The sequence below is a fragment of the Mesorhizobium sp. B3-1-7 genome (assembly GCF_006439385.1).
In the GTDB taxonomy this organism is placed as follows: domain Bacteria; phylum Pseudomonadota; class Alphaproteobacteria; order Rhizobiales; family Rhizobiaceae; genus Mesorhizobium.
The window spans coordinates 43,932-68,553 of record NZ_VFTL01000019.1; the positions used below are offsets into that span (position 1 = coordinate 43,932).

Below are 24,622 nucleotides of genomic sequence, written 5' to 3' on the forward strand. Positions count from 1 at the left end.
GGTCCGCTCAAGTCAGGCCGCCCGCAATGTCAGCCTCAATCCTGATACCTGGTGCCACCCGCGCCGCTCTGCTTGTTTGCGTCCCGCAGCAGGCGGACAATGGCATCCACGGGGGACGGGTCGGTTGCGGGTTGGGCTTTCCAGCGCCACAGATGGCGAAACAAAATCCTCAAGCTTGGCATCGCAACAGCCTCCTGCGCTATCAACCTGGAACCGGGAGCGATGTTCCTTTCGCGGCTAGCGGAAGACCGCGGCGACGAGAAATGCGACGGCGGCCACGACAACCAGCGCCACTACGACCAGAACCGGGCCGCTTCTGCGCGGCTGCAGGTCGGGCGCGTTCTCCGGCTGTCGCATCGCGTTGGCAAAACTCGCCTGGTTGGTGAAGTTCGATTTGCGCGCCTCGGCCGGCTGAGCGGAAGTCGCGACATCGCCGGCCTCGGCATCTGTCTCCTGCGGCGCCGCCGCCGGGTCGAATCCGGGCGTCTTGTCCTGGGTCCTGCCGGCCTGGATTTCGCCGCGTGCTTCGGCGGATGTACGTTGGTTGGGTGACATTTTGCGCCTCCTTTGTTCCCAAACCTGCTTCCGGCCCCGCTGTTCCAACCGGGCGTCAAGGCAGGAGGGGGGATCAAGCAAGCGCCTTCGACTTCATTGCCTGCGCGACGTCAGGCGCACGGTTGCCGAGATCGGTTCTTGAACTCGGGCGGAACTTTCGGGTCAAGGGAGCCTTGTATGCTCGATAGCAGGACAACGAGGCCGGAATGCAAGTTCTCGACACAGCGATACATGCCGATCCCAAAGGCGCGACAGTCGAGTTTCTTGGCGAGGGCGGGGAAACGATCGCTGTCACCATGATTGTGTCCGACCCGTTGCTTGGCGACGCCGCGCTTATCGATCGCGCCAGAGAGATGATGCTTCAGTGCGCGGCATTCAGCTACCCGGCAGAACGAGACGAACCGGACGGCAAGGTTGACGCAGGCCGGCCTGGCGTCGAGCGGCAAAGCGATATGGGCCAAGGTCCGTACACATTCGAATATCGCGACGGCGGCAGTGTGAGGCGGGTCGAAGGCGTTGAATTGCCCGACCTCGAAGCTGCTCGCCATGAAGCGGTGCGCTCGGCGATCGATCTGCTCGACGATGCGGCTGAACCGCGTCAGGACGGCTGGGCGGTTCGGGTTTGTGGCGGCGGCGGTGATGTCCTCTTGTCCGTCGATTTCGAAAAAGCAAGGCAGGAAAGGGCAACCACCGCGATGTGAGGGAAGGCGGCGTCTGTGAAAGGTATGATGATGCATCCCTTCATGTCACTGCATAGGCTTGCAAATTCACGGGGCGATGGGCTCAGACCGGAGTTTCTTCGTCTCTTCGAGGCGCGCGCCGCCTTGTCGAGCCCTGACGTGATAGAACTCCGTCTCGGCAAGGAGCAGGCTGGTCCAAATCCCATCGGCAGTGCCGCAACCGCGGCGCAGCAACACATCCCGCGCTTTCCTGGCGGGCACGCTGAGAACAATCGCGAGCCCGAGCCAAGGAGGGCACGGTAGGCTAACGGAGGCCGAGATGCGGACACCCTTGGCACTGATCATCCAAGATGAATATCTGATCGCTCCGGACGAGGCGCTTCTTTGAATTGTCCGATTGGCAACTGCATGATGTCGTCTGCAGCTGTGATGCCGGCGCCACGATGCAGGCGAGTTGGGCCGCCGCGCAAGTTCGCAGGATCGTAAAGGCAATCGGGTTCTCGCCTGGCTCAGGAGCCGTTTGGTGCATGGAAAAGCCGTGTCGTCCGGCGAGCACGGGGTCGCCGGACGACACGGCTGTGATCAGTGCAGGCTCCGCGCGAGCGCTATTCCAAGCGGGGTGGCGCCGATCCGGAAATACGGCAACGATCCGGACATGCTCGATCGCGAGGCTGTAAAACTGAAACGCGACACGGCGGCCGGTGAGGCTGGCCGTACCTCAGCCACCTTGGTCGATAGCGTGCGGCGACGGCTGCTGGGCGCCGCCGCTGGGGCGTCCGCTGTTCTGGTCAGCCCAAAGCCAAAGGGCGATCAGCACGATCAGCAGAGCCGCGACAAGTGTACCGATACGACGCATTGCTGGTCGCCGTGCCTTCAGCCGCCGGGCTTGTTGGTGGCCGGATCCGAGCCGACGCCAACCGCGGGATCCGGTGTCACCGGGCCGCGCTCGGCTTCCGAGCCTTCCGATTCGATCTCCTGGACGGCCTGATCCCAATGCTCCTGCTCACGCCCATCGGGGCGGCCTTCGCGTTCCCAGATCTCGTGGGCGCGTTGCCTGATGCGTTCTTCCCGGTCCATGCTTTCCTCCTGTCGCGCCTGACATTGGCGCTTGTCTGCGCCCAATCGAGCGCTGAGAGGTTTGTTCCATTGGATTCGAATGGATTGAGTGCGTTGCAAAGCCTCGGAGAACGTCGCCTTTGGAATCCCGCCCATGCCGGTGGCCGCTGGCACGGTCGGGCGTGAGGGCGAAAACAGTCTACTTGTTCGTGCGAATTTTCTGACGCGGGTTGATTCCGCCCGTTGAGGTGGTGTCGTTCTCGACATCTCCCTCGACCGTGTTCTCGCCATGCTCCAACTCATCACCTTCCTTGATGGTGCCCTTGGAGGTTCCAATGCCGGGATCGTTCTCCATATCGGCGTCGCTCGGTCTTTTCGATTTCGGGTGCTGGTTTCCGCTCATGGCCGTTCCTCGATTAGCGCGTTTCACCGTTTCACGGAAACGGTGAAACGCACTACCTCTTTGATTTACGCAATTCCGGACGGAAAACCGCTCACGCTTTTCCTGGAATTGCTCTGGCCTCCCAAACTGGAAGGGATGCCGAATGTTCCGGCGTCAGACGCCGAATGGATAGGTTTCCGGCACGCCTTCGGCAGCGTGCTCGGGTCCGAGCGGCGTGACCGCGTTGGTTTCATCGAACCACACAAAGGCATCGAACTGCCGCGCCAGCGAGGCGTCGGCATAGTGGCTGTGCAGTTCGGTTTCCGGCCGGTAGATCACCCCGATGAATCGTTCCAGCCGGCGCTCGGTCAGGCGGTCGCGCAGGTCCGGGTCGTGCCCGAGGTCAAGCAGGAACCGGTGAATGCCGGCGTCGTGGCAGAGCCGCTCGTAGCTGTCTTCGCGAGAGGGCCGCACCGATTTGATTTCCATGTCTCCGTCCCAGTCGGTCGCTGCCGCGACGGTGCCTGCATGCGTGCCCAGGCCGATGAGTGCCACGGCATCGCCAAACTTCTGCCGGCAGAGCTGGCCGATATTCACTTCGTCGCGCGAGATGCCCATTTCGGTGTAGCGCGCGTCGCCGATGTGGGAATTGTGCGCCCAAACGACAGCCTTCGCGTTGGGGGCCCGCGCATCGAGGATATGCTCCAGCGTTTCGAACATATGGGTATCGCGCAAATTCCAGGATTGCGCGCCGCCATAATACATGGTGCGGTAATAATGCTCGGCGGAGGCGACGAGACGGGCATTCTGCGCGGCGTCGAAGAGGTCGTCGCCGTCTTGTCCGGTATCGTCAAGCTGCCTCGCCAGCATCTCGCGGCATTGTTCGAGAACCGCTTCCTCGCATTCGCGGTAACCCCTGGTCAGCGCGGCGCGGCCATAGGTCGACGGCTCGGTCTGCCAAGGCGTCAGGCAGCCATAGCGCTCGCGCGCAACCTTTGCCGCTTCCGGGTCTACGCGGTCGAGATACTCCAGGACGGCGGCGATCGAGGCGCGCATGTTGTAGATGTCGAGGCCATAGAAGCCTGCTTGCGGCTGGAGTGCCTTGACCATGTCATTGTGCTCGCGCAACCACTCCACGAATGCCGCGACGTCGGTGTTGCGCCACATCCAGGTCGGAAAGCGCAGGAAGGGTCGCTCGGCGCCAGCGGAAGTGCTCTTACCGCGAACATAGCGGTCGATCGCAGCCGCATCGGGCCAATCGGCCTCCACCGCCACGATGGTGAAGCCGTGTCTCTCGATCAGCCTTTTGGTGATTGCCGCGCGCGCCCGGTAGAATTCGGATGTGCCGTGGCTGGCTTCGCCGAGCAAGACGATCCGCCGGTCCGCGAAGCGGTCGAACGGTTCGGCAAAGCCGGGATCGTTGAAGTCGGGCAGCGGCTCGGCGGCCGCGGCGATCATTTCCGGGAGGCTGCGCTGGCGCGCCAGTGGAATCGCGCGGACAGTCGCCGGGCGGCTTTCCTCCCGCCAGCCCTGTTCGCCGATGAGCGGGACGAACCGCACCCCGCCGAAATCCTCCTCGTTGTAGGTCGAGGCGCCCGTGCGGGTTACCTTGAGCAGGCGCTGCTCGTCGGGATCGTCGCCCACCGGGATGACCAGCCTGCCGCCGACGTCGAGCTGTTGCTGCAAGGCCAGCGGCGCGCCCGGCCCGCTCGCCGCGACCACGATGGCATCGAAGGGCGCCGCTTCCGGCCAGCCTCTGGTGCCGTCGCCGGTCCGAACTTCGATGTTGCCGTAGCCTAGTCTTTGAAAGCGGTGCCGTGCGGTTTCGGCCAGCGCTGTGTGGCGTTCGATCGTGTAGACATGGTCGACGATCCGGCTCATGACGGCGGCTGCGTAGCCCGATCCTGTGCCCACCTCGAGCACCTGGTCGCCCGGGCCGATTTCCGCCATCTCCAGCATGAAGGCAACGATGTAAGGCTGCGATATCGTCTGGCCTTCCGCGATCGGCAGCGGTCCATCCTCATAGGCGAATTCCTCGTAGCCGGGATCCACGAAGACTTCGCGGGGGACCTCGCGCATCGCCGCCAGGATTTCCCGATCATGGATGCCGCGGCGGCCGAGATGAACATCGACCATCCGACGGCGCTCGCGGGAAAGATCAAGCATCGGAATTCCCTCCTATTCTCCTGCCTCCATCATCGTCTTGGCTGGCTCCCGGGCGACGTTTTCCTCGATCTCACCGCGACCCGGAGTCTGGGGCAGCGCCTTGCGGAAGTTCTTGGCGTAGTCGGGTGGCATTTTTGGCGGCATCATCGGCTCATAGGCGTCGACCAGCGCCTCGATGATCACCGGGCCGCTGGTGGCGAAAGCTTGGTCCAGCACGCGCTCGACCTCCTCCGCCCGCTCGATGCTGAAACCTTTTCCGCCCATCGCCTCGGCGGCCTTGGCGAAATCGATCGGCTGCAATTCGCAGCCGAATTGCAGGTTGCCGAGAAACATCATCTGCTCCCAGGCGATCTGGTTCAGCATGTTGTTCTTGATGACCAGGATTTTCAGCGGGATGCCGTAGCGCACCGCCGTGGAAAACTCGCCGAGCTGCATGGCAAGCCCGCCGTCGCCGACGATCGCCGCGATCGGGCGGCCGGGAAAGGCGATGCCGGCGGCGATCGCATAGCTGAGACCGCAGGACATGGAGGCGAGCGCGCCCGAGACGCCGAAGGCCTGGCCAGCGCGGAGATCGACATGGCGGGCGGCAAGCTCGGTGTTCTGGCCGGAATCAGTCGCCAGTACCGTATTCTCGGCGAGGCGTTCGCCGAATGCCCGTGCGACGTGCTGAGGCTTGAGCGGATGCGCCGAGCCATCTTTGGATTGACGCATCATCTCGCGCCATCTTTGCATCGAGCTTTGCGCCGTCGCCAGGAATTCCTTACTCGCCCTCTGCTTCAGCCGCTTGTTGAGGGCGCGCAATGTCTCGGCCGCGTCGCCGACCAGGCCGGCCTCGACGGGGAAGCGCAGGCCGATACGCTGCGCGTCGCAATCGATCTGGATGCCACGCGCTGTGCCCGGCTGCGGATAATATTCGATGTAAGGGAAGGTCGAGCCGACGATGAGGACGGCGTCGCACGCCTCCATCGCCTCCTGTGATGGCAAGGTGCCCAGAATGCCGATGCCGCCGGTGGTGTAGGGATGGTCGTCCGGCAGCACCGCCTTGCCGAGCAGCGCCTTGACGATCGGCGCCTGCATCAGCCGCGCCGTTTCCTCGAGCTCCACCGCCGCGCCGATGGCTCCGCGCCCCGCTAGGATCGCCACGCGCCCTGCATCATTGAGGACGGCCGCGGCTTTGTCCAACTCCGCATCTTGCGCGAGACAGTGAGGTGCGAACATGTCCTGCGGCGTGTGCGCCGGGCGGTTGCGCTTGGATCGCTTGGCCGCGTCGGCGGGCTGTTCCTGGATATCGCTGGCGATCGAAAGATGGGCGACGCCCTTGCGGGCAAGCGCTGTGCGGCAGGCGAGGCTTGCTACGTTCTCCATATGCGCGGCGTCCGAGACCTGGACGTTGTAGACGCTGACGTCGTTGAAAACTCGAGTAAGATCGACATCCTGCTGCGTGAAAGTCTCGATCAGGTCATGGAACTGCATGCCGGTGATTGCCAGCACCGGCGCCTGGTCGAGCTTGGCGTCGTAGAGGCCGGTGAGAAGATGGGTGCCGCCGGGTCCGGATGTTGCCAGGCACACGCCGAGCCTGCCTGTCCATTTGGCGTAGGCGCAAGCCATGAACGCGGCCGATTCCTCGTGTCGCACCTGGACGAAGGATATCCTGTCCTGGCTTTTGCGCAGCGCCTCCATGACGCCGTTGATGCCGTCGCCGGGGAGCCCGAACACGACTTCGACGTTCCAGGCAATCAAGGTGTCGACGAGAATTTCCGCTGCATTGGGCATGGCGAGGCTCCGCTGTTGGCTTCCGAACCAGCAAGGCTGCGGTTGGTTCCCTCGCCGGATCGAGGCGGCTCATGGCCAAAAGGAACAAACCCGATTGCGCAGGGTTGGGCGGCCGCTGCAGTGTGGTGTCCCTGCCGCTGCAGTGTGGTGTCCCTAATGTGTTGCCCCTGAGTAGGCTTCCATGGTTCGACGATGCGCTGTTCGAACGGGTAGCGAAGTCCTTCGAAGATCCCGACTGGGCGGACGTGACGCTGCATTCTTATCGCGTGCGGCTGGGGCGAGGCCGAGCCCGATTCACACTATGGCGAGCTCGCGCGCAAGCAGTTGAGGCGGAGGTCATCTCGGTGCCGATGCTGACGTTGCACGGCGATGACGACCGCGTCATTTTGCGGCCAGTTGTGAACGTGAACTCTTGCCGGGTGTCGGTCATTTTCCGACCCGGGAGCGCCGGAGCAGGTTCCTGCTTGCCTTTGGCAGGGAATATCCAGGGACAATTGGTAGCGAGCGGGGCTAGCGGCGGCTGGCGCGCGTTCTGGCTGCCGGCACGATTGCAGATCGCAGCACCTGGTCGATGTCATGAGGTTCTATTCCGAGGTCGCGTAATCCCGGCAGCTGGGTGTCCGCAACGGTGTCGATCTGCATGAGGTCGACCTGATTGCGTGTCAGCGGTGCGCCGGGGATGAACTCGCCGAAAGTGGCAAGAATGCGCCATAAGACAAATGGAACCGGCACCAATCGTGTCTTGATGCCAAGCAATTGAGCGACTTCCAGCACCAGGGTTCGATAAGTGTAGACACGCGGTCCACCGAACTCGAACAGACGGGCGTCGGCGCCTCCGGAGGCGATCCGCGCGATGGCTTCGGCAACGTCTTCAACGGATGCTGGCTGGAGGCGGGTATCGCCATTGCCGAACAGCGGATATGCGGGAAGGATGGGCAACAATCTCGTGATCGTTGTCAAAAACCTGTCGTCTGTTGCGGTCATCACCGCAGGGCGGACGATAGTCGCGCCCGGAAATCCGACGTTGACGGCCTCCTCACCTTGCCCTCGCGCCCTGATGTAACTGGACTGCGAACGTGAGTCGGAGCCGATGCCGGATATCTGTATGTATCGTTCGGCGCCACCTTCCCGCGCCGCGTCCGCTAATTGGGCAGCGGCCTCGACGTGGATGCGTTCGAAAGTAACGTCTCCATGTTCGGAATAGAGGCTGACTGCGTTGACTACCGTTGCTGCATCCGAAACGGCCGCTGCAACTTGGCTTCGATCGAGGATATCGGCTTTGACTGCGCTAAAGGACTTGCCATGAGCCCACCCCGGTCGCGCATGCGCGGGATGGCGGGAGGCTGAACGAACGATAAGCCCGTGATCCAAGAGATGCCTGACGATCCTTCGCCCAAGAAAGCCGGATCCTCCGAACACGGTGACGCACCCCGACCGCGGTCGAGTGTTTGATGACGAAGTTTGTGCGATGGCCATACCCGTCAACGGTCTTGCAAAGGTTCTTCGTCCAGCAGGCGTCCGTCAAGGCAATCTGTGGCTAACTGCGGGTGGCACGCGTTCTGGCTGCCTTCTTCGCCGCTTGCTTCCTGCCTTGAGCGCCTTTGGTCTCCACAGCTTTCCGCGCGGCCGCCGAGCGCCCGGCTGCGCCTTTCGTCGCGGCCGCTTTCTTGGCAGAGGCCGATCGCTCTTCAGCGGTCCGTTGCGAAGCCGCTTCCCTGGTTTGTCGCGACAGCGCCTTGCGAGACGCACTGCTTTTCGGTTCGTGCTGGAGGACCTCAGACACGGCCTTAGAAACCTTCGGCCGGGGCTTGGGTTTGCGTTCACCTTGGCCGACTTCGTGGGCATATTCAGCGCTTTTTCGCGTGCTCTCCTTGACCTTACCCTTCTTTGGCGGGGGTAGGTCGACCCCGGCGCGGCGCGCTTCGGAAAGGCCGATGGCGATCGCTTGTTTTGTGGAACGCGCGCCGTGCTTGCCACTGCGAATCTCATCAATCTCCTCACGCACGAACTCGCCCGCTTGCGTGCTTGGCGACTTGCCTTGGCGCTTATCCCGTCGCGCCCTTTCGATGGTTTTCTTGTCGGGCATCGCTTTCTCCCTTCTCGGATAGGGGACCCAACTGATTCGCGCCCCAAAAGGCGGGAACGCGTCAGAGACGCAATTGATCCTTGATCCAATGATCTTGATCCAAAAGTTCCGACGGCGCCTGGGGCAGCGTTTGGTCCTTCGCCACTTGGGGCCACCCCGATCGCGCTACGGGCAACCGCGCTCGCACACCCGGCCCGGAGAACGAAACAATAGTTTCAGTCGGACGTTCCAACTGAAGCAGGGTGCGCGGGGCGCGCTTTTATCCGGGAGATTACGATGAGCGCAAATGGCCTCGACGTTTTCGACAAAACCGTTCAGATCACCAATATCTGGTTGAACGAGATCATGGACGATCTCGGCCCGGATCGACAACTCGCATGGCATGCGCTTGGTGTGGTTCTGCGCGCCTTACGCGACAGGCTGCCCGCGGAACTGGGTGCCAAGCTTGGCGCGGAGCTGCCGCTTATGATCCGTGGTGCATATTACGACCAATACCAGCCGTCCAATGTGCCGAACCGACATCGCTCTGTCGAAGAGTTCTTCGACACCATAAACGAAGGCCTGAAGTCCGGACGACCGGTAAACGCCGGCGACGCGGCCAGAACAGTATTCAAGGCACTTGCCCATCACATCGATCTAGGCCAGTCGGCGAAAGTGCGCGATGGCCTGCCCAAGGATGTCAAGGCGTTATGGCCCGAAAGCATCGGGGCGTAGGCGGCGTGACAGGATTGCAGCAGCGCCGGCCCACACTCCGCGAACTCTAATGGGCGGTTTGTGAATGTTCTCCGCCTGGCATTGATATGCCACCCAAAGCCTCCCCAGCTTCCGCCGCTTCTCCATTTTTCGCGAGGTCGCCAAGGGAGATGATGCCGACAAGCCGTTTGTCGCGGTTGAGAACGGGAAGCCGGCGCACCTGCAAGTCGCCCATGTTCGCAAGGACATGCTCGATATCCTCGTCATCGAAGCAGTATTTGATGTCCCCAACGCTCATGACGTCGCGCACCTTGGCATCCGGCCCATTGCCCAACGCTACGCCGCGGACCACGATATCACGGTCGGTGATCATGCCAACCAGCCGATCGTTGTCGCCGACGGGCATCACGCCGGTATCGAGGCTGCCCATCATCTGGGCTACATCTCGAATCGAGTGTTCAGGATTTGCGATTTTGACGTCCCTCGTCATGCAGTCGCCGACTTTCATGGCAATCTCCTATCGGTTTGCAAAAGACCCCCGCCGGATCGCTGTGACGACGGAACGAACTGTTCAACGATAACGTTCCACCAATTCACCCGCGGATCCGCTTTTCGCGGCGTTCCGCATCGGGAAGTCGACCCGCGCGCATCGCACCCATCCAGCCGCAGACGTTGGTCGCGCGCGTCCAGATCGACCCGCCGGAACCAGAAAGCAGCCTGATTGCTTCGTGTGAACTTACGGGTGCGGCGCGATTAGGCCATGCGTTTGCGATAGATCAAAGCCTGTTCGCGGTTTGCCGGGTAGTGGTGGCGGCCGGTTTCGCAACGACCGGAATGAACCGGTGCAGGCATCGACGCGTTGTGCTTCAGCCGGGGCTTGCTTGTCAAAGCGGAGCGCAAGGCAGCAAGTGCCAAGGGTGTATTGAGCTGTCGGGACAAGGCATAGCCAACGGCTTTGCCGGAACCTGGAAATCGTCGGCCGAATACGCGCTTACGAAGATGAATGAGATGGCTTGGTGCTCCAAAGCGTCGGCGACCGGTGCGGCGGCATCTCTTTCCGCCACCAGCTATTCGTCTTCGGCCACCAACAGCCGGCGGGCACCAACACCCGGGCCTCGTGCTGCTTGAGTGGACGGGTTGAGAAACGGTTCCATCTTGTCGGCCAGCGGGCAGTTAATTGCGCGCTTTAATTCCGGGCGAAGAACGCTTGCTGGCGCTGTCGGCGATCCAGTCCGCAAGGCTGCGCGCAAAGCTTCGCGGCACGATCATGACGCAGCTGGTCTCGCTCGTGCGCAGGACAAGCACCGGTACGTGATGCAAGGCCGTTTGAATTGCGCGGCCCGGCGCTGCGCCTGGCGCGCGCCAGTCGACTGCGATGCAGCCGGAGAGGATTTCCAGGATGCGCGCGCCGCTCAAGCTGAAGCGCACGCGTCCCTCGCCGAGGGGAACCGAACAGCCCAGTTCGGGATCGATCGCGGGCTGCGGCGGTTTTGCATCCGTCTCCATCATCAGCCAGAGACGGCGGGGGGAGACCCGAACGATGAGCGTGTCGGCATGGCGGACCGTCTCGCCAACCGAGACCGGCAGGGCAGTGCCCAGCATTTGGGAAACGTTCAGCTCAAACCGGGCCAGCATCCCGTCCCAGCCCTCGACCTGAACGATCGGGCAGTCGGACCTTGACAGAGTGAAATCTTTCGATACCAGAGCCTCAGCCATGCAGCCGCTCTCCTTTCGGATCCAGGAAGACGGGCGAGACGATGCGGGCGCGAACGGTTTCAGCCTTCATCGGATAGGTGGCGAGGACTTCGCTTCCCTCCACCGCGACATCGCCTGCCAGCAGGGCGAGGCCGACATAGCGGTCGAGCTCCGGGCTGAAAGTGACCGATGTTATGCGGCCGCGTCCATGCCCCGCGACGGTATCGCCGGGCATGAACAATATCGCACCGCCACGAAGGCGCTTGCCCTCTTCGGTGCATTCCAAGCCAACCAGGCGCTGACGGTCGGAAGCTTGAAATGCCGGACGCCGTCGCAAGACATCACCGACAAAACCTGCGCGTTTTCCGACCATGCGGCCAAGACCGAGATCGTCGAGTGTGGTGCGGCCATCGATTTCGGGTCCGGCGACATGGCCCTTTTCGACCCGCAGCGCGCCCAGCGCCTCGACCCCGTAGGGTCTCAGGTCGAAGGGCGCGCCCGCCTCAAGCAAATGGCGCCAGACCGTCTCGCCGGCAGTTGCGCCGACATAGATCTCGTAGGCGCGTTCACCCGAATAGCTGAGGCGCATGATCCGCAACGCCCGGCCGCCGAACTCACCTTCGGCAAGTCCCATATGCGGCAGCGCATCGTTTGAGACGTCGAGTTGCGGAAAGGCGGCGGCAAGGATATCGCGGCTCCTCGGTCCGGCGACCGACATCGCCGCCCATTCGTCGCTGACCGAGGTGACGGCGACGCGCAGATCCGGCCAGGCGGTGTCGAGCAGGAATTCCAGCCGCGACAGGACATCCGCCGCCTTGGCGGTCGAGGTGGTCATGAAGAACCGGCTTTCCGACAGCCGTGTGGTAGTGCCATCATCGAAGACGATGCCATCATCGCGCAACATGACTCCGTAGCGGGCGCGGCCGACCGGCAGCTTGGCAAAGCCGTTGGCATAGACACGGTCGAGGAAAATGGCCGCATCCGGCCCTTGCACGTCGATCTTGCCGAGGGTTGAAATGTCCATCAGCCCCGCGGCCCCGCGCAACATGCGCATCTCGGCGACATAGGCTTCGTTCACGTCGCGGCCGGCGGCGCGGTAGAAATACGGACGCACCCACAGCCCCACCGCGAGCATGTCGGCGCCATTCGCCACATGCCAGTCATGCATCGGCGTAAGGCGAAACGGCTTGAAATGGTGGCCGACGGCGCGGCCGGCGAGCGCGCCGATGGCGACGGGCGCGTAGGGTGGTCGAAAGGTCGTGGTCCCGGTTTGCGGGATCGTCTCGTGGCGCAGCGCCGCCATGGCCGAAAGTGCTGCAAAATTGCTGGTTTTGCCTTGATCGGTGCCCATGCCGAGCGTGGTGTAGCGCTTCAGGTGCTCGACCGATTCATAGCCCTCGCGATGCGCCAATTCGATGTCGTTGGTGGTCACATCCATCTGGAAATCGACAAAAACCTTTCCGCGGCCGACAAAGGGGATTGCGCGGAACGCGTCGGGAGCGGCTTCGCCGAGATCGAGCCTCGCGGGAGCCGGTGCGGCTGCCGATTTTCCGCAGAAAGCTGCGGCTTGGATACCGGCATGGTGTCCGCCGTCGATGGCGTCGGCGGTCGAGAAGCGGCCCATCATCGAGCCGGCACCAAAATGGCCCGCCGGAAGGCCGCCGGGAACGAAGCCATCCATGTCGTCGCGATAGACGGGTTTGACGCCGAGATGCGAGGTGAGATGCACCGTCGGTGACCAGCCGCCGGACACGCAGACAAGGTCGCACATGATTTCCGAATTGCCGTCCGGCCCGGCAAGCTTCGCGGCCTTGACCGCATGGCCGCCACGCAGGCCGGCGATTTGGGCCCCGGATCGGATCGTCATGTTCAGGCGCCTGGCTTCCGCGGCCAGAGCGGCGGTCGGGTCGCCGCGCTGATCCGCGACCGTCACCTCCGCACCGGCGGCAGCAAGATCGAAGGCGGTCCGATAGGCGCCGTCATTGGTGGTGGCAACCAGGATCCGTTGGCCGGACAGAACGGCGAAGCGGTTGAGGTAGGCCCGGGCGGCCGATGCCAGCATGACACCAGGCCGGTCATTGTTGGAGAACACCAGCGGTCGCTCGATGGCACCCGCCGCAAGGACGATGGAGCGGGCGCGAAGCATGGTGAAGACCTGCCGCGCAGCGCCTTCCTCGGCCGGATCGTCGTTTCGTTCGATCAGACCTAGCGTGTTGCCGTCATAGGTGCCGAATGCCATCGTCTTGCGCAGCATAGCGACGTTGGGCAGGCCCATGAGTTCGGCCTCGGTCGCCTTCAGCCAGGCTGCCGCCTCGCCATCGGGGCGCTCCGACAGCAACTGGCCGCCGAGCAGAAAATCCTGCTCGATGAGGGCGACCCTGGCGCCCGCGGCCGCCGCCGCGCGCGCCGCCGAGAGGCCGGCCGGGCCGCCGCCGACGACGGCGACGTCGGCGAATGCATGCCGCGTCTCATAGCGGCCGGGATCGGGCTCGGCGCCGGCTCGGCCCAGGCCTGCCGCCCGGCGGATGAAATGCTCATAGAACATCCAAGCGCGCCGCGACGGCCCCATGAAGGTCTTGTAGTAGAAGCCGGCGGAAAGGAACGGCGCAAACAGCCCGTTGATGCTCTGCAGGTCGAAGCCGAGCGAGGGCCACCGGTTCTGGCTTTCGGCGATCATGGCTTGCGCCAGTTCGAGCGTAGTTGCCGGCATGTTGGGTTCGCGTCGTCCACCAGCCCCGAGCGTGACCAGCGCGTTCGGTTCTTCGGGTCCGGCCGAAAAGATGCCGCGCGGCCGGTGATACTTGAAACTGCGTCCGGTGAGTGTGACGCCGTTGGCCAGCAGGGCCGAAGCCAGCGTGTCGCCTTGATAGCCATACAGCTTGCGGCCATCGAAGCTGAAGTCGATCGGTAGCGCACGATCGATACGGCCACCGGCCGGCAAACGTCTGTCGCTCGAGTTCATGCTTCTATGTCCTGGCGAAGCCGACGGAGAGGATGGAATGGTTGCGGGTGTCGCGTTCGACGACCAGCCATTGCCGGCAGCCGGTCATATGTTGCCAGAACTCGCTATGTGGCCCGGGCGGGTTTTTGCGCACATAAACATAACGGTACCACGCCTCCGGGTCCGGATCGTCATGACTCGGACGCATAACCGAAGCGTCGCCGCCATAGCGGAACTCGTCATGATCGCGCGGGCCGCAGCACGGACATTCGATGCGAAGCATTCGTCTTGCTCCTATTGCAGCCAGGCCGCGGGGCCGGCTCCAGCCTCGTCGAGCGTGTGGCCGGTACGGAAACGGTCGAGCCCATAGGCGGCGATCAATGGATGCGGCTTGCAGGTCGCCAGCGTGTGCGCAAAACACCAGCCAGAAGCCGGTGTCGCCTTGAAGCCGCCATAGCACCACCCACCGTTGAGATAGAGCCCATCGATCGGCGTCGGGCAGATGATCGGGCTGGCGTCGGGCGTCATGTCCATGACACCGCCCCAATGGCGCAGCAGCCTGACGCGCGAGATGCAGGGCATCAGCGCGACCGCGGCCTCGGCCACCTCGCGCACGACGCCGAGATTGCCGCGCTGGGCGTAGGAATTGTAGCCGTCGAGATTGCCGCCGAAGACAAGCCCACCCTTGTCGGACTGGCTGACATAGAAATGATCGGCGCCGTAGGCGACGACATGGTCGACCAGCGGCTTCAGCGGTTCGGTGACGAAAGCCTGGAGCACGTGGCTTTCGATCGGCAGTTCCAGGCCGGCCTTCTGTCCGAGCACTGAGGTGTGGCCGGCGACTGCCAACCCGACCTTGCCGGCGCCGATGCGGCCCTTGCTCGTCTCCACGCCGACGATCCTGTCGCCATCGCGGACGAAGCCGGTCACCTCGCAGTTCTGGATGATGTCGACGCCATGGCCGTCGGCGGCGCGCGCATAACCCCAGGCGACGGCATCGTGGCGGGCGGTGCCGGCGCGGCCCTGCAGGATCGCGCCGTGGATCGGAAACCGCGCTGTGTCGGAAAAATCGAGATAGGGCACGAGCCGCCGCACCTCCTCGCGGTCGAGAATGTCGGCATCGATGCCGTTCAGCCGCATGATGTTGGCGCGATGGCTGAACGTGTCGAGCTGATCCGCCGAATGGGCGGTGACGATCTGGCCGCGCTGCGAAAACATGACGTTGAAATTCAGCGCCTGCGACAGGCCTTCCCATAGCTTGACCGAGAATTCGTAGAATTGGGTGTTGCCGTCGAGCAGATAATTGGAACGGATCACCGTGGTGTTGCGGCCGACATTGCCGCCGCCGATATAGCCCTTCTCCAGCACGGCGACATTGCGGATGCCGTGGTTCTCGGCGAGATAGAAGGCGGTGGCCAGCCCATGTCCGCCACCGCCCACGATGATCACATCGTAAGCCGGCTTCGGCTCTGCCGCGCGCCACGCGCGCTGCCAGTTCTTCTGGCCGGACAGGCCGTTACGGAAAATCGAGAACGCCGAATAGCGCGACATGTTCATGGTCTAGCGGACGATCGAGCCGGCCGGGGTGCGGGTCAGCACTTCAGCGCCCGCGTCGGTCAGCAGCACGGTGTTTGAGATGAAATGGTCGCCGCGGCCGGTGCCCATCAGCCAGGAAAGGATATGGAAGCTCATCCCCGTCTCGATCTCGAGATCGGAATCGTGCCTCAGGCCGGTCACCGAGTTGCCGCCGGTCCAGGATGGCGGCTGGCCGATGCCGACCAGGTAGCCGCAATGGTGGCGGCGATAATGCGAGAGACCTGCTTCGTCTGCGGCGCCCTGCCAGGCACCGTAGACGTCGCGCGCCCTGACGCCAGGCTTGAGCGCCTTGACGACGGCATCGAATGCCTTGGCTGTGACCTCGGCCATCGCCGCGTCTTCATCCTTGATGCTGCCGATGCGGATCAGCCGGCCGAGCGGCGCGTGATAGCGCGAGATGCAGCCGGACAGTTCGACGAAGACCGGCTCGCCGGCGCGGTAGATGCCGTCGCCCCAGGTCGTATGCTCTTCGCCAAGCCTGGCGGCGGGACGGATGAACGGGCCGAAGCCCGGCGCGTGGCCGCCGGCGCGGATCATCGCCGCCACGCATTGGGCAGCGACCTCCTGCTCGGCAGCCCCGTCGGAAATCGCCGCGATCGCTGCACCGGCAGCGGCATCCGTAACCTTTGCAGCGCGGCGCATCAGCGCCTGCTCCTCGGCACTCTTCACCAGCCGCATCCTGTCGACCAGCCCGGAGACATCGCTCCATTTGGCGTTGGCCTGCGCCTCGAGCTTTAGGGCGAGGCCGTGGCTGAGGCCCGACGTCCAGTGCTCGAGACCGATGCGCTTGCCCGTCAGGCCAAGCTCGGCAAGGACACGCGCGGCAAGGTCGGCAGCTGTCTCGCTGTCGGAATGGCCGCGGAAATCCGCCGCCTTCACTTGGTTCTCGATCGTCACCTTTTCCATCGACCGGGTGACTAGAACCGGTCGACCGCCGAGCGGGATGATCAGGAAGTGTGGCGCGAAGTAGCCCCAATGGTCGAGGCCCGTGAGGTAGAAGATGTTTTCCGGCGCAGAGAAGATAGCTGCATCAAGCCCGCGCTCTGCCAGCGCAGTGCACACCTTCGACAAGCGGCCGGCGATTTCTGCTTCGGAAAAGGGATTGCGGTCCATTGGGTATCCTTGAAGTTACCGGCTGTCGGGTGGTGGTCAGTCAATGACGATGAGATCGCGGGCCACGTCGCAAAGCCGTTCGCCGCCGGCTTCGGTAACGACGAAGGATTCGGAAATGGCGACGCCGAAATCGTCGAGCCATACGCCGGCCATGAAGTGGAAGCACATGCCAGGCTGCAGCTCGGTCTTGTCGCCAGGCCTGAGGCTTGCGGTGCGTTCGCCCCAATCCGGCGGATAGGCGAGGCCGACGGGATAGCCGACGCGGCTTTCCTTCTTCAGTCCGTTTCTGCGCAGCACCCCCTGCCATGCGGCCTCGACCTGTTCACAGGTGTTGCCGGGCCGTGCCAGATCGAGACCGGCATCGACGCCTTCGACGATCACCTTGGCCATGTCGGAGAGGGCGGTCGGCGGCTTGCCGAAATGCACGGTCCTGGTCAGCGCCGCGTGGTAGCGCCGCCGCACGCCGGCGATCTCGACGATGGCCAGCCCGCTGTCGGGGAGCGGCGCGTCCGACCAGGTCAGGTGCGGTGTGCTCGTGCCTTCGCCGACCGGCATCAGCGGACAGATCGCGGCGTAGTCGCCGCCGGCGCCCGGCACGCCCATGATCTGCGCATGATAGATTTCGGCAATCACGTGGTTCTGCGGCACGCCCGGGCGCATCTTTTCGATGGCGCGGTTCATGGCATTGCTGCAGATCGCGCCGGCCTGGCGGATCAACGCCAGTTCGGTGTCCGATTTCACCAGCCGGGCCCAGTTGACCAGGTCGTGGTTGTTGGCGAGGTTCGCTTCGGGCAGGCCGCCGACGAGATGGGCATGGCAGCGCGCCGTGTAATAGTGCGCATCCATTTCCACGCCGATCCGCGCCCGTCCCCAACCGCGTGTCCGGATCAGACCGGCGAGCTCGTCATAGGGATGCTCGACGGGCTGCTGCACCAGACGCTCCGAGAACGAAACGATGTTTTCTTCGGGCAGGCCGGTGGTCATGCAGGCGCTTCTGGCATCCTGCGCCCTGCCGAACCAGATCGGCCGATCTTCCTCCAGATGGACGAGCACGCACTGCGGCACGTAGAAGGACCACCCATCATAGCCGGTCAGCCAGCACATATTTGCCGGGTCCTGACAGATGATGAGATCGAAGCCAGCCTTTTCCATGCGCCGCTTCACGCCTGCCAGGCGCCGTGCATATTCTGCCGTTGTGAAGCTGGCTGAGCCGCTCAAACCCGTTTCCCCTGACCGCCGCGTCAATTCGAGAAAAATAGCATAATTGTGCACAACTATCGGCTATTCGACCGTACACCCGATCCAAATGCGCGGACTTTTCAGGATTCGTACAGCGTGTCTTGCGATATGTCTAGATCAGTTGTATACGTCTTACATGCTCGCTGCGACGGAGGAGAAACGTCATCCGAGCCAAGGCAATCGTCAAAAAGAAAAGGGGAATGCATGCTCATGTCACAGATATCTCGCCGCACGGTTGTGAAGGTGGTCGCCGGCTTTGCGCTCGCCGCGACCGCATTCACGGCGTTGCCGGCCCATGCGGAGACGACCCTCGAGCGGGCCAAGAAGGACGGCTACATCCGTGTCGGCTTCGCCAACGAGGCGCCGTTTGGTTTTGCGACGCCCGACGGCAAATTGACCGGTGAAGCGCCTGAGGTCGCCAAGGCGGTGCTTGCCAAGATGGGTATTGCGCAGGTCGACGGCGTGCTGACCGAATTCGGCTCGCTCATCCCAGGTCTGAAGGCCGGGCGCTTCGACATCATCGCCGCCGGCATGTTCATCAATCCGAAGCGGTGTGCCGAGATCAATTTCTCCGAACCGTCCTACGGTATCGGCCAGGCCATGTTGGTGACCAAGGGCAATCCGAAGGGCATAAAGGATTATTCGAGCATCAAGGATAATCCGGACCTCAAGCTCGCCGTGATGGCGGGCGCGGTCGAGGGCGGATACGCCAAGGATGCAGGTGTCGCGGCGGGGCAGATCGTCGCCTTGCCCGACCAGTCCAGTCTCGTCGCCGCCGTCCAGGCAGGGCGCGCCGACGCCGCCGCGCTTACCGCATTGTCGATCGCCGATATGGCCAAGAAGGCCGATGGCGTCGAATCGACCAAGCCCTTCGGCGAGGTTGCCGGCAAGTCGGTGAAGGGGCATGGCGGCTTCGGCTTCCGCAAGGAAGACACCGATCTGCAGGAAGCGTTCAATGCCGAACTGAAGAAATTCATCGGCTCGCCGGAACACATTGCGCTGGTCGAACCGCTCGGCTTCGGCAAGGACTATCTGCCCAATAAGACAACCGCGCAGCTCTGCAAGGGCGAATAAGTTCCCAACTGCTGGGCGGTGTGAGAGCGCCGCCCCCTTTTTTCCTCGGAGAAGCAGATGGGTATCCGCACGCTCGTTGGCATGCTGGTCGTCTCGCTGGCCCTGATCGCCGTGCTGGCCACGCAGGCAACATACAGCCTGTTCCTGCCGGGACTGCTGCAGGGCGCCGCCTTGACGATCGAGATCGCAGTCCTAGGCAGCCTACTGGCGGTCGTCATGGGCGTGCTCGCCGCGTTGGCACGCATGTATGGTCCGGCGCCGCTCAGATGGCTGGCGACGGTCTATGTCGAGATCTTTCGTGGCACCTCGGCGCTGGTGCAGTTGTTCTGGCTGTTTTTCGTGCTGCCGCAATTCGGCGTCACGCTCGACGCATTTCTCGTCGCCGTTCTGGCGCTTGGCCTGAACGTTGGGGCCTACGGATCCGAATGCGTGCGCGGCGCCATCCAGTCGGTCGCGCGCGGCCAGTGGGAAGCGGGAACGGCGCTCAACATGAGCCGTGCGCAGATGCTGCGCCGGATCATCCTGCCGCAAGCCTTCATCGCCATGATCCCGCCCTGGGGCAATCTGTTCATCGAACTGCTGAAGTCGACCGCGCTGGTGTCGCTGATCACGCTGTCCGACCTCGCCTTCAAGGCGCAGCAGATGAACCAGAACACGTTCAAGACCATTCCGATCTTCACGCTGGTGCTGCTGATGTATCTCGCCATGTCGCTCACCGTCTCCATCGGCATGCGGCTTCTCGAAAGGCGAGCCTCGCTCGGCTTGGCACGAGGAAAGGCAGCATGATCTGGGATTGGAGTTTTGCCCTCGAGATCCTGCCGGTGCTGGCCCGCGCCGCCGTCATCTCCATAGAGGCGACGCTGCTTGGTTTCGCCATCGCGGCCTCGCTCGGCCTGATCCTGGCGGTGATCCGCATCGCCGTGCCGTGGACAGGCTGGACGATCTCGGTGCTGGTCGAACTGATCCGCTCGACGCCACTGCTCATCCAGATCTTCTTTGTTTATTTCGTCTTTCCGAAATTCGGCCTTGTGCTCGACGCGTTCACGGCCGGTGTTCTGGCGATCGGTATCCACTATGCCGCCTACTGCTCGGAGGTCTATCGAGCGGGCTTCGACAATATCCATCGAGGCCAATGGGAAGCCTCGATCGCGCTCAATCTCTCGTCCTGGACGACCTTTCGCGACATCATCATTCCGCAGGCCATCCCGCCGATCGTGCCGGCACTCGGCAACTATCTCGTCGCGCTGTTCAAGGAGACGCCGCTGCTTTCGGCCATCGCCGTGCTGGAACTCATGCAGACAGCCAAGATCATCGGCTCCGAGACATTCCGCTACACCGAACCTATCACACTGGTCGGCCTGTTCTTCCTCGCGATGAGCCTGGTTTCGGCCGCGCTTATTCGTGCCCTTGAACGCCTGCTCAACCGGAGGAACGCGCGATGACGGAACAACCGATGGTCCGCTTCGACAATGTTTCCAAACGCTACGGCGCGTTGACTGTTCTCGACGGCCTGAACCTCGAAATCGCGCGCGGCGAGAAGGTTTCCGTCATCGGTCCGTCCGGTTCCGGCAAGACCACCGTGCTGCGCATGCTGATGACGCTGGAGACGATCAATGACGGCGTCATCTGGGTCGAGGGCGAGCCGCTGACGCATATGCAGCAGAATGGAAAGCTGGTGCCTGCCAACCTTGCTCACATCCGCCGCATCCGGGCGAAGATCGGCATGGTCTTCCAGTCCTTCAATCTGTTTCCGCACATGACGGCGATGGCCAACTGCATCGAGGCGCCGATAACCGTGCTTGGCATGAAGCGGGCCGATGCCGAGGCGAGGGCGGCCGAGCTTCTCGACATGGTCGGGTTGTCACAGAAGAAGGACCACTATCCTTCCCAGCTCTCCGGCGGCCAGCAACAGCGCGTCGCCATCGCCAGGGCGCTGGCGATGCGGCCCAAGATCATGCTGTTCGACGAGGTGACCTCCGCGCTCGACCCGGAACTTGTCGGCGAAGTGCTGCAAGTGATAAGGCAAATCGGCCGCGAGCATGATTTGACGATGCTTATGGTCACGCACCAGATGGGCTTCGCCAAGGAATTTTCCGATCGCGTCTGCTTCTTCTACCAGGGCAAGATATGCGAGCAGGGACCGCCAGGCGAATTGTTCGGTGCCCCTAAGAACGAGCGGACGCGCCAGTTCCTGCACGCTGTCCTGGAGGCTGGATGACGCTGGAGACGGATGCCTCGGCCACCACCGCGATCGTAGACGCGCCACGACCGCTTTCGGCGCGGGAACGGTTCGAGCGTATCTACCGGATCCTGCGTGATCGCATCTGCCTGCTCGACTACCCGCCGGGAAGCCGGCTCTCCGAGGAAGAACTCGCGCAGGAATTCGAGATCAGCCGCACGCCGGTCCGCCGCGTGCTGGCGCGCCTCGAATCCGAGGGTCTGGTTCAATCCGTCCACGGCGTCGGCACCATAGTCACCGATGTCGATATCGAGGAATTGCAGCAGGTCTATCACCTGCGTCTGGAACTGGCGCTTTTGGTCGGCAAGCTTTCGCCGATCCCGCGGACGGCCGCCGACCTGGACCGAATCCGGGCACTGATTGCACGCTGTGATTCCGATATGCTCAATCCGGATCAGCGGGCTTTCCTGCAACTGAACATGGATTTCTTCTCTGAACTGACCGCCATGACAGGGAACCAGCCGCTGCGCGAGATCAGCGAGAGACTGTATTTCCAGGTGGCGCGTGTCGTCCTGAAGATGATGCCGCAACTAGGTTTGGTGGAGGAGTTCACGGCCTTCCGGCGCGAAATGGAGGAGGTCCTGGCCGCGGCGGAGATCGGCGACTGGGAGTCGATCGGACACATCAGGCGTGCGCATATCTCAATGAGCTTTCGACGCATGATGCGGCATGGGGGTCATGCCAAGGACACGAACAGCGATCGCTTGGTACGGCAAGAAAAATAGTCCGAGCACTCGCCTGCTCAGGCAATTAACGATTCTTCCTTTGCCGAAGTTCGAAACGAACCAACTGGCGCCTTGATGAACCTTTTGACTTTCGCCAATTTGAAGTTTGCCAGGTTTTTTCCTAGCCATCCCAATCCCTACCCCTGACGTGCTTCCCTGTTTTGTCCGCGTCGTCCACGTTATCCGACCCGAAGCGGACAACAGCAGGCGCTTTGGTCGCAGGAGCTTGGAAGTCGCAATTCTTGGTGCCTGCGCCGGCTTCTACATTCATTGGATCTGAAATCCGCGAGCCGAGGGGTCACGGTCGTCGACGGAGATGGTGTTGTGGCCGATGACCCGTGCTGACACTCAGTTTGATGCCCTTGAACGAGCCGATGTCGGGTTCCGTCCTCGATGCGGCCCTCGATATGAACGTGGGATTTTGGGGGCAGGCAGGCTTAGCCGTCGAAAAAACGGCAAGCCAAGAAGTCCAATATGACGTTTGAATCGACCCACCAATTGGAAACGATATAAGCTCGACAATTCCTATTTCCATACCACAAACTGCTTTGTGTTGTGAGTGTTACGAGCAAATCCTTGTATGCAATATCAACGGTGTCATCGTCCTTGACAGGTATCGTGGAAACGATATTGTTTTGATGCATCGGCGCGACCAACGGCGCATTTTTGCCGTGATCGGCCGGCGGAGGAACACTGATGAGGGGCCTCAACGGCAAGATTGCCGCAGTGACGGGCGCAGGTTCCGGCATAGGGCAGGCGGCGGCCAAGCGTCTTGCGGAAGAGGGGTGCAAGGTTGCCATACTCGACTGGAACGAGGAGAGCGCAAAGGCAACCGCGCAGCAGATCGCGCAGGCGGGCGGCGAAGCGCTGCCGCTGAAAGCCGACGTGAGCAACGAATCCCAGGTCGAGGCCGCTTTCAGGACGATCGTCGCCAGGTTTGGCCACCTCGACATTCTGGTTTCCAATGCCGGTATATTCTCCGGCGAACGCGACGGCAAAGTCGACGGGCTTTCCAAAGCGGTGTGGGACGAGATCGTTGGCGTCAACCTTACTGGCATGTATCTCAGCTGCAAACACGGCGTCGCCGCGATCAAGGCGACGGCCGGAAAGGGTGCGGTGGTGCTGACCGGATCGCCTACCGGCATGTCGGGCTGCACGCCGGCCAATGTCGCCTACGGCTCCAGCAAGGGCGGAGTGCATGGCCTGTCGCGCGTCATGGCTGTCGATCATGCGCCGGAAGGCATCCGGGTGAATGTGGTTGTTCCCGGTTTCACGTTGACCCCGATCGTACGGGAACTTGTTGCCGACCCTAAAGTCTATGAATGGCAGATACAGAACATCCCATTGAAGCGTGGCGCCGAGCCCGAAGAGATCGCAGGCGCTGTGGCGTTCCTGGCTTCCGACGACGCGTCCTATATGACCGGGTCCTTCATGTTCGTCGATGGCGGCCTGACCGCCATCTGACCCGGCTCCATCAAAAGAAGACGTGCAGACCGACAACGATCAAAAGGGAGGAGCAATTCACATGGCAATCACAAGGTTCAAGACGACATTGCCGCTCGGCGCGCTGGCGCTGGCGTTCAGCGTGTCAGGCGCATTCGCTGAAGACATCACCATCGGCTTCGTCGCTCACGCGCAGGGCGACCCGTTCGTGCAGCAAATCCAGGATGGCGCGCAGGCCGCCGCCAACGATCTCGGCGTCAAGCTGGTGACAGCGCAACAGGCCGGCGGCGCACCGGAAGGGCAGCTGAAGCTGGTGCAGAATTTCGCCAATTCAGGCGCCCAGGGGATAGCGACGTCGGTGCCTGGCGAATCCATGGCCAAGGGTCTTAACGACACCATCTCGAGCGGCGTGCCGATCGTGCAGTTCAACCTGCTGTCGAAGGCGGTGAACGCACCCTATGTCGGTGAAAAATCGGTCGAGAGCGGTCGCGTTCTCGGCCGCATGGTGCTGGACAAGATCGGCGGCGAAAGCGCCAAGGGAACGGTCATCATCGGCAACTGCTTCCCCGGTTTCCCGGTTCTGGAAAATCGCGCCAAGGGTGTCGAGGAATCGCTCGCCAAAGCCTCCGGCATCAAGGTGCTGGGACCTTTCGATGTCAAAGTTTCGGCGGTCGACAACTACAATCATTGGGAACAGCTCTATAGCGCAAATCCTGACGCGGTGGCCTTGATCGGCCTTTGCGCGCCGGACGTGACCAGCCTCGGCAAGCTCAACGCCGCCAATGGCGACAAGTTCGTGGCCGGTGGCTACGATCTGACGGAACTCAACCTCAAGGCCGTCAAGGAAGGCCACGCTTACGTGACCATCGGCCAAAGCGCCTTCGTGCAGGGCTATCTGCCGGTCGCGCTGCTGGTCAATGCGATCAAGGGCGGCAAGAAACTGGATCCAGGCTTCTACAATGCCGGTTCGCAGATCGTGACCGCCGACAAGGTCGACATGGGCAACGGGCTGACGCCGATCTCTTTCGATGAGGCACAGAAGCTGGCGGCCGATCCGAAAGCGACCGCGGCCTATTACAAGGCCTGGACGCAGACGCTCACGGCCGACATGCTGTCGGCGAGGCCGAAGCCAATTTCCGCGGAATCCGAATAAGCACCGCACCGTT

Annotated in this window: 24 protein-coding genes; 9 read left to right on the forward strand and 15 right to left on the reverse strand. The window is 62.6% G+C overall.

The features are described from left to right. Positions 1-237: 237 nt before the first annotated feature. Positions 238-555, reverse strand: coding sequence for a hypothetical protein (locus tag FJ417_RS17020; RefSeq protein ID WP_140784278.1), 318 nt, complete (start codon positions 553-555; stop codon positions 238-240). Between the two features lie 206 nt (positions 556-761). Here FJ417_RS17020 and FJ417_RS17025 point away from each other — a divergent pair, with 206 nt between their 5' ends. Continuing rightward, positions 762-1,256 carry a hypothetical protein gene (locus FJ417_RS17025; protein ID WP_140784279.1) on the forward strand — a complete coding sequence of 165 codons (495 nt, stop codon included), beginning with the start codon at positions 762-764 and terminating at the stop codon, positions 1,254-1,256. Between the two features lie 697 nt (positions 1,257-1,953). On the opposite strand, the gene FJ417_RS33125 is transcribed toward FJ417_RS17025, so the two are convergent. From FJ417_RS33125 to FJ417_RS17055, 7 genes are all read right to left on the reverse strand, one after another. Next, positions 1,954-2,091, reverse strand: a complete 138-nt coding sequence (locus FJ417_RS33125) for a hypothetical protein (protein WP_181167156.1) — start codon at positions 2,089-2,091, stop codon at positions 1,954-1,956. A gap of 17 nt (positions 2,092-2,108) precedes the next feature. Beyond that, positions 2,109-2,312 carry a DUF2934 domain-containing protein gene (locus tag FJ417_RS17030; RefSeq protein WP_140652681.1) on the reverse strand — a complete coding sequence of 68 codons (204 nt, stop codon included), beginning with the start codon at positions 2,310-2,312 and terminating at the stop codon, positions 2,109-2,111. Positions 2,313-2,490: 178 nt separating this feature from the next. Next, complete coding sequence (locus tag FJ417_RS17035; protein WP_140640539.1) at positions 2,491-2,694, reverse strand: hypothetical protein; 204 nt, start codon at positions 2,692-2,694, stop codon at positions 2,491-2,493. Positions 2,695-2,847: 153 nt separating this feature from the next. Then, positions 2,848-4,839 (reverse strand): protein-L-isoaspartate(D-aspartate) O-methyltransferase, encoded by a 1,992-nt coding sequence (locus tag FJ417_RS17040; RefSeq protein ID WP_140784280.1) that lies wholly within the window; start codon positions 4,837-4,839, stop codon positions 2,848-2,850. A 12-nt stretch (positions 4,840-4,851) separates the two neighbouring features. Continuing rightward, complete coding sequence (locus FJ417_RS17045) at positions 4,852-6,612, reverse strand: thiamine pyrophosphate-dependent enzyme (RefSeq protein ID WP_140784281.1); 1,761 nt, start codon at positions 6,610-6,612, stop codon at positions 4,852-4,854. 510 nt (positions 6,613-7,122) lie between these two features. Further along, positions 7,123-8,088 (reverse strand): complex I NDUFA9 subunit family protein, encoded by a 966-nt coding sequence (locus FJ417_RS17050; RefSeq protein WP_140784282.1) that lies wholly within the window; start codon positions 8,086-8,088, stop codon positions 7,123-7,125. Between the two features lie 61 nt (positions 8,089-8,149). Then, entirely contained in the window at positions 8,150-8,698 is a 549-nt protein-coding gene (locus FJ417_RS17055) for a DUF6496 domain-containing protein (protein WP_140652689.1), read from the reverse strand. Between the two features lie 276 nt (positions 8,699-8,974). On the opposite strand from FJ417_RS17055, the gene FJ417_RS17060 reads away from it, so the two are divergent. Further along, positions 8,975-9,412 (forward strand): DUF2267 domain-containing protein, encoded by a 438-nt coding sequence (locus FJ417_RS17060; protein ID WP_140640531.1) that lies wholly within the window; start codon positions 8,975-8,977, stop codon positions 9,410-9,412. Positions 9,413-9,458: 46 nt separating this feature from the next. On the opposite strand, the gene FJ417_RS17065 is transcribed toward FJ417_RS17060, so the two are convergent. The 7 genes from FJ417_RS17065 to FJ417_RS17095 all read right to left on the reverse strand — a co-directional run bounded on the left by FJ417_RS17065 (position 9,459) and on the right by FJ417_RS17095 (position 17,954). Beyond that, the gene (locus FJ417_RS17065; RefSeq protein WP_140652691.1) at positions 9,459-9,899 is read right to left on the reverse strand and encodes a CBS domain-containing protein; all 441 of its coding nucleotides are present in this window, start codon (positions 9,897-9,899) and stop codon (positions 9,459-9,461) included. Positions 9,900-10,564: 665 nt separating this feature from the next. Beyond that, entirely contained in the window at positions 10,565-11,107 is a 543-nt protein-coding gene (locus tag FJ417_RS17070; protein WP_246677149.1) for a sarcosine oxidase subunit gamma, read from the reverse strand. Further along, on the reverse strand, positions 11,100-14,048 hold the full coding sequence (locus tag FJ417_RS17075) for a sarcosine oxidase subunit alpha family protein (RefSeq protein ID WP_140784283.1): 2,949 nt from the start codon (positions 14,046-14,048) through the stop codon (positions 11,100-11,102). The genes FJ417_RS17070 and FJ417_RS17075 overlap by 8 nt, the downstream gene beginning before the upstream one ends. 4 nt (positions 14,049-14,052) lie before the next feature. Further along, the gene (locus tag FJ417_RS17080; protein ID WP_140784284.1) at positions 14,053-14,310 is read right to left on the reverse strand and encodes a sarcosine oxidase subunit delta; all 258 of its coding nucleotides are present in this window, start codon (positions 14,308-14,310) and stop codon (positions 14,053-14,055) included. An 11-nt stretch (positions 14,311-14,321) separates the two neighbouring features. Next, entirely contained in the window at positions 14,322-15,578 is a 1,257-nt protein-coding gene (locus FJ417_RS17085) for a sarcosine oxidase subunit beta family protein (RefSeq protein WP_140784285.1), read from the reverse strand. Positions 15,579-15,587: 9 nt separating this feature from the next. Continuing rightward, complete coding sequence (locus tag FJ417_RS17090; RefSeq protein WP_140784286.1) at positions 15,588-16,736, reverse strand: Xaa-Pro peptidase family protein; 1,149 nt, start codon at positions 16,734-16,736, stop codon at positions 15,588-15,590. Between the two features lie 36 nt (positions 16,737-16,772). Further along, entirely contained in the window at positions 16,773-17,954 is a 1,182-nt protein-coding gene (locus FJ417_RS17095) for a M24 family metallopeptidase (RefSeq protein WP_140784287.1), read from the reverse strand. A gap of 231 nt (positions 17,955-18,185) precedes the next feature. Here FJ417_RS17095 and ehuB point away from each other — a divergent pair, with 231 nt between their 5' ends. The 7 genes from ehuB (at position 18,186) to FJ417_RS17130 (ending at position 24,609) form a co-directional block, all read left to right on the forward strand. Continuing rightward, a complete protein-coding gene (gene ehuB / locus FJ417_RS17100) occupies positions 18,186-19,049 on the forward strand; it encodes an ectoine/hydroxyectoine ABC transporter substrate-binding protein EhuB (protein ID WP_246677148.1) in 864 nt (287 codons plus the stop codon). Between the two features lie 57 nt (positions 19,050-19,106). Next, a complete protein-coding gene (gene ehuC / locus FJ417_RS17105) occupies positions 19,107-19,835 on the forward strand; it encodes an ectoine/hydroxyectoine ABC transporter permease subunit EhuC (RefSeq protein WP_140784288.1) in 729 nt (242 codons plus the stop codon). Continuing rightward, positions 19,832-20,491 (forward strand): ectoine/hydroxyectoine ABC transporter permease subunit EhuD, encoded by a 660-nt coding sequence (gene ehuD / locus FJ417_RS17110; protein WP_140640513.1) that lies wholly within the window; start codon positions 19,832-19,834, stop codon positions 20,489-20,491. Before ehuC ends, ehuD begins: the two co-directional genes overlap by 4 nt. Then, positions 20,488-21,267, forward strand: coding sequence for an ectoine/hydroxyectoine ABC transporter ATP-binding protein EhuA (gene ehuA / locus FJ417_RS17115; RefSeq protein WP_140640511.1), 780 nt, complete (start codon positions 20,488-20,490; stop codon positions 21,265-21,267). The genes ehuD and ehuA overlap by 4 nt, the downstream gene beginning before the upstream one ends. Beyond that, on the forward strand, positions 21,264-22,013 hold the full coding sequence (locus tag FJ417_RS17120) for a GntR family transcriptional regulator (RefSeq protein ID WP_140640509.1): 750 nt from the start codon (positions 21,264-21,266) through the stop codon (positions 22,011-22,013). Before ehuA ends, FJ417_RS17120 begins: the two co-directional genes overlap by 4 nt. A 696-nt stretch (positions 22,014-22,709) precedes the next feature. Further along, the gene (locus tag FJ417_RS17125) at positions 22,710-23,477 is read left to right on the forward strand and encodes an SDR family NAD(P)-dependent oxidoreductase (protein WP_140784289.1); all 768 of its coding nucleotides are present in this window, start codon (positions 22,710-22,712) and stop codon (positions 23,475-23,477) included. A 61-nt stretch (positions 23,478-23,538) separates the two neighbouring features. Next, positions 23,539-24,609 carry a sugar ABC transporter substrate-binding protein gene (locus FJ417_RS17130; protein WP_140784290.1) on the forward strand — a complete coding sequence of 357 codons (1,071 nt, stop codon included), beginning with the start codon at positions 23,539-23,541 and terminating at the stop codon, positions 24,607-24,609. Positions 24,610-24,622: the final 13 nt, after the last annotated feature.